The 4,901-nt window shown below is 69.9% G+C and carries 3 protein-coding genes; 2 read left to right on the top strand and 1 reads right to left on the bottom strand.

Annotated elements, in window-relative coordinates; translation table 11 throughout:
- Window positions 1-36: 36 nt before the first annotated feature.
- The gene (locus AC1RWI_RS37690; RefSeq protein WP_492870850.1) at window positions 37-3,207 is read right to left on the bottom strand and encodes an ATP-binding protein; all 3,171 of its coding nucleotides are present in this window, start codon (window positions 3,205-3,207) and stop codon (window positions 37-39) included.
- Between the two features lie 200 nt (window positions 3,208-3,407).
- Here AC1RWI_RS37690 and AC1RWI_RS37685 point away from each other — a divergent pair, with 200 nt between their 5' ends.
- Both AC1RWI_RS37685 and AC1RWI_RS37680 read left to right on the top strand, forming a co-directional pair.
- On the top strand, window positions 3,408-3,713 hold the full coding sequence (locus AC1RWI_RS37685) for a hypothetical protein (protein ID WP_043355944.1): 306 nt from the start codon (window positions 3,408-3,410) through the stop codon (window positions 3,711-3,713).
- 187 nt (window positions 3,714-3,900) lie between these two features.
- Window positions 3,901-4,901 (top strand): helix-turn-helix domain-containing protein (locus AC1RWI_RS37680; RefSeq protein ID WP_492870849.1); only part of this gene is annotated, 1,001 nt, incomplete at its 3' end.

Below are 4,901 nucleotides of genomic sequence, written 5' to 3'. Positions count from 1 at the left end.
GGGCAAAGGGGCAAGGGGCAGTGCATGCAGGCAAGCCTAATGCCCCGGCGTTGGCGCAAGCGTTGGAATCCCGCGGCATGCAAGCTCCGCGTGGTCCAGCGCTGCGGCGGCCCGGGCGCTGGCGCGCCGGCCCGCCACCAGCCAGCGCAGCTCCGCCAGCAGCTCGGCTGCGCGGGGCGCATCGCCCGCGCTGGCAGCGGCCTGCACCAGGCATGACGCCGCCACTGTCATTTCGGTCAGGCGGCGAACGGCCCGCGCCGCATCCAGCGCTTGCCTGGCGCAGGCGCTTGCCGCGTGGCTTTGGCATTGATCGAGCGCCATTGCCGCGGTGGCGTTAAGCGCGTAGGCAAGGTGCGCCTTGTCGTCCAGGGTGCACATGGCGGCTTGTGCCGCTGCGAGTTGGGCTTGCGCCGCGGGCTGCCCGAGCCGGAGCCTGGCCAGCGCGCCCAGGGCGCTGGCGAACGGCGCGCTGATTTCGTCGACTTCACCCATGCCGCCGATGCTACCGATGCTACCGATGCCACCCACTTCGCGGATTTCGGCTGTCCCGCCCATGCGGCGCGCCGCCTGCTCGATGTCCGCACTGTGCCCGATGACTTCATCGAACCGCCCAAGCTCAAACGCAATCGTCGCCAGCCATACCAGGCATTCGTATTCCCGCCAGTGATCCTGCCGCTGCCGGGCGACTGCGACCGCGCGTGCGACATGCCCGTGGCCGGCCGCCAGGTCGCCGTCGACACGGGCCAGCAAGCCATGGCCCCACATCAGCTCGATCACCTTGAGGTCGAGCGATTCGGCGAGCGTATCGGCCTCGGCCAGCATGGCGCGCGCCCGGGGCAGGTCCGTCTCGACCTCCAGCAGGCAGCGGGCGGTATTGGCGAGTTGCTGGCAGCGCGTGGTGGCATCGGCCTTGCGCGTCATGCGCTCGGCCTCCAGGATGGCGCGGCGAGCGGCCTCGGTGTCGTTGCCCTGCTGGTGCAGCCACGACAGCATGTGCAGGCCGGTGGCGGCGTGCTCGTGCAGCGAAAGGTCTTGCGCGGCGCCGATCGCATTCTCCAGCGCATCGATCAGCGTGGGCAATTGCCGGGCGCCGGCGCTGGTTGCCGCCACCGCGCGCAGCTTGAGCAAGCCAATGGCCAGCCGCGCGCGCTCGGTGCCGTGCGGCAGGCGCTCCAGCTGCGCCAGGCCGCGCTCGGCGACCGTGGCGGCTTCGTCGTTGGCGTAGACACGCAAGCAATGCTCACTGGCCCACAGGCAGGCCTGCGCGGTCATCGGCGCGTCGTCGGCCAGGCTCGCGTGGTGCACCAGTTCGCCATACAGCCTGGGGTCTTGTGCGCACGCCGCCAGCAGTTGCTGCGCCATCAGGCTGTGCAGCATGCGGCGCCGGGGCGGGGAGATGGCTCGATAGGCGGCCTGGCGCACCACGTCATGGCTGAAGTCGAAATGGCCCTCGCCGGTCGGCTTGAGCAAGCCACGCCGCTCCAGCTGTCCGAGTGTGGTCAGCAATGGCGCGAGAGGCATGCCAGAGACCTCGGCCAGCCACTGCGGCCGCAGTTCGCGGCCCATCGCCGAGGCCCGGGTCAGCAACTCGCGCGAGGCCGGTTCCAGCGCGTCCAGGCGCGCCGAGATCAGGGCGTCAAGCGTGCGGTGCGCGCCGGTGTCGCCACTGGCCCGGTCGTGCGCGCTCGCCAGCTCAAGCACGAACAGCGGATTGCCGCCACTGTTGCGCGCAACGGCCTGGGGATCCATCGCGGCAAGCGCCGGGCCGAGCAGGGCAGCGACCTCGGGCACGTCCAGCGGCGCCAGGGGCAGCCGTAGCAGGCGGCCTTCGCGCGCGAGCGAGTGCAGCAGGCTCTTGGCCCATGGGTTGTCGTCGATCTCGCCAGCCCGCGCGGCACCGGCGAACAGCATCCGCGCGCCTGGCTCCAGCGTGCGGCACAGGAAGTGGAGCAGCGCGGCGGCGCCTTCGTCCAGCCATTGGAGGTCGTCCAGCGCGAGTGCCAGCGGCTGGCTCGCGGCGAGGCCGCGCAGCAGCTTGGCGGCAGCGCTGAACAGTTGCTCGCGGCTGCCATCGCGGGGTGCATCCGCCAGGCCGCCGCCCGCGAGCAGCGGCGCTGCATCCGCCGGCACCGTGTCGGCCGCGATGGCGCGCAGCGTGTCGAGCCAGAGGCCGTACGGCCGCACCATCTCGGCTTCGTAGCAGCGTCCGCGCAATACCTGGAAGCCGGCGGCGCGGGCGCGCTCGGCGAACTGGTCGAGCAGCCTGGTCTTGCCGATGCCGGGCTCGCCGAGCAAGAGCAGCAGCGAGCCGCATTCGTTGGCGCCGCCCGCAACCAGCCGGTCGATGGCGGCGCGCTCGGCAAGGCGTCCTACCAATGGCCGGCTTGGCGGGGCGGGCTGGCCGTTGGCGAGGGGCGCGTCCGCGCAAGCCGCCGGTGTCTGTGGCTCGATCACTGCGCCGCATGCCTGGATCTCGCGGCGCGCATGGTGGATCGCCGTGTCCAGCGGGCCGCCGGGCGGGGTGGACAGCTCCCGGCGCAGCATGTCCCGCGCATAGGCATAGTGCTGCTCGGCGTCCGGATAGCGACCGGCCGCCGCCAGCAATGTGACCAGCGTGGCATGGGCGGGCTCGGCGAGCGGGTCGGCGGCCACCATGGCCCGGCCAAACGGCAGCGCCAGCACGGGCGTCGCTTCCAGGCGCGCCACCAGTGTGGCGAGCACCGCACGGCGCAGCGCGTCGTAGCGTTCGCGTTCAGCCGTGCACCAGTGATAGAAGCGGTAGCAGCGGGCCAGGTCCAGCCCTGCGAGGAACTCACCCTGGAGCAGGCCCGCGGCTTCTTCCAGCGCATCGGTCGCGGTGGCTTCAAGGCCCGCCGCAAGCAAAGCGTGGATGCGCGCGATGTCTACCCAGACCCCCTGTCCGTCAAAGACAACCCGCTCCCGATCTGCCACCAGCCGCGTCGCGCCAGCGTCATCCACCAGGGGGCGCAGCTTGGTCAGGCTCCAGCGCAACGCCGCGCGCGGGTCGTCGGGGCCATTCCAGAGCAGGTCGCAAAGTGCTTGCCGCGATTGCGCGGCGTGGGTGCAAACCAGATACCCCAGCAGTGCGCGGGTGCGCTTTGAGGCTGGCAGCGGCAGCGGCTCGCCGTTGCGGGTCACGGATAAATCACCCAGCAGGCGGATTCCGAGGTGGGCAGTGGCTGCCACGCTTCCTCCAATAATCTCCAGCTTTCTCCAACCGTGATTCCAACGGTGCCAGTCGATAGTGGAACCTGGGGCGACGCGGTGGCGCGGCCCCTCAAAAAAGGTAGCACATGGGTGGGGCGGGGGGCCAGCCGCCGCGTGCAGCGGGGCGGTCCGCCCTCGCGACACCTGCGGCCAATGTCCAACGTTCAAGGAGCAGCATCATGTTGATAGCCAGATGGCAAATCGACGCCCGTTTCGGGCACAAGCAAGAAGTCATCGAGCGCCTGCAGGCGTGGGCGCGCGAGATCGCCCCGCAAGCTGGCCTCGTCACCGGGCGCCTGCTGACCGGCTCGATCGGCGCGCTCGAGGCCACGGTGGTCCATGACTGGGAGGTGAGCGACCTTGGCGAACTGGACCGCGCCTGGGCCCGGCTCGCATCGATACCGGCGCATGCGCAATGGGGCAAGGAGCTGGAACCGTTCGTCGTCTCCGGCACCGCGCGCTGGGAAATCTATCGCGTGGTCTGACTTTGGAAGTGATGCTGGCTTCGCACGTTTGCCAGCTTCGCTGGCGGGCGGTGCCTGCGTAATTGTTCCCATTGTCGGCTCACGGGCTTTCCATTAGGCTTTGCAACCACCTTCGAGGCCTCCGGCGCGTTCCCCTGCATGTTCCCCGCATGTTGCCCAGACACCGCCGGCTACTGGAGATGTCCTGATGCCCGCAGCGCAGCACCTGCAGCAGACGCCGGCGCGGTTGACCACCGTGACCTTCGAGCAATGGCGCGAAGCCATCGACACCAGTTTCCTGCCGCTCGATTATTCGCGCCAGACGCGCGGGGGCTTTCATTGCCACGTCAGCTATGCGCGTTTCGGCGCCAGCGCGGTGGCGGACATGGATGTCGACGCGCACCGTGTTACGCGCGAGTCCCGGCACGTGGCGGCATCCGACGCGGGCTTCTTCAAGATCTTCTGGCAGCTCAGCGGGCAGAGCCGCGTGGCGCAGCGCGGCAACGAGGCCTCGCTGGAGCCAGGCATGTGGTCGATCTACGATACCGCGCAGCCCTATAGCATCGAGATGGCGGACCGCTGCCGGGTGCTGGTGCTGCTGGTGCCGCAGGAACGCGCCTTCGGCTGGCGCCAGGCGGCCACCAGCCTGGGCGGCCGGGCGCTGCGCGGGGAGGGCGCGGCGCGCATCGCGCTGTCGGCGCTGGGCGCCATGCTGCATGACACTTGCGGGGGGCACCTGCTGGATCATCAAGGGCAGATCGTGCTGCAGGATTCCGTGGTCTCATTGATGGAGACGGCGCTGCAAGGCGCCGGCACGCCGCCGCCGGCGGCCCTTGGCGATGGCGCAAACGCTGCCGTGGCGCGGCATCTCGGCGAAGCGCGCATGAGCCGGCTTGCCGAGTTCATCGATGCACATCTGCACGATCCGGAGCTTTCGGCGCAACGGCTGGCGGCAGTGCTGAACGTGTCGCGCCGCACTTTGTACAACCTGTTTCGTGAGTCCGGGCAGACCCCGCATGCCTATATCCTGTCGCGCCGGTTGCGCCAGGCGGCGTTGCGGCTGGCGGGCAGCGGCGACGCCGGGCGCAGCATTACGGAGATTGCTTTTGCGCTGGGGTTTGGCGATGCGGCGCATTTCAGCCGGGTCTTCCATGAGCGGTTCGGGATGAGTCCGACGCAGTGGCGGCAGCAGAATGCGGGGGGATGGGG

It is taken from the genome of Cupriavidus sp. MPR-AND1C, assembly GCF_058809705.1.
Note: the sequence above shows the minus strand (reverse complement) of the source record. Positions and strands in the feature narration are given on the sequence as shown.

Coding starts and splice junctions, on each gene's coding strand:
- AC1RWI_RS37685 (WP_043355944.1), top strand. CDS start 3,408: ATGTTGATAGCCAGATGGCAAATCGACGCCCGTTTCGGGCACAAGCAA.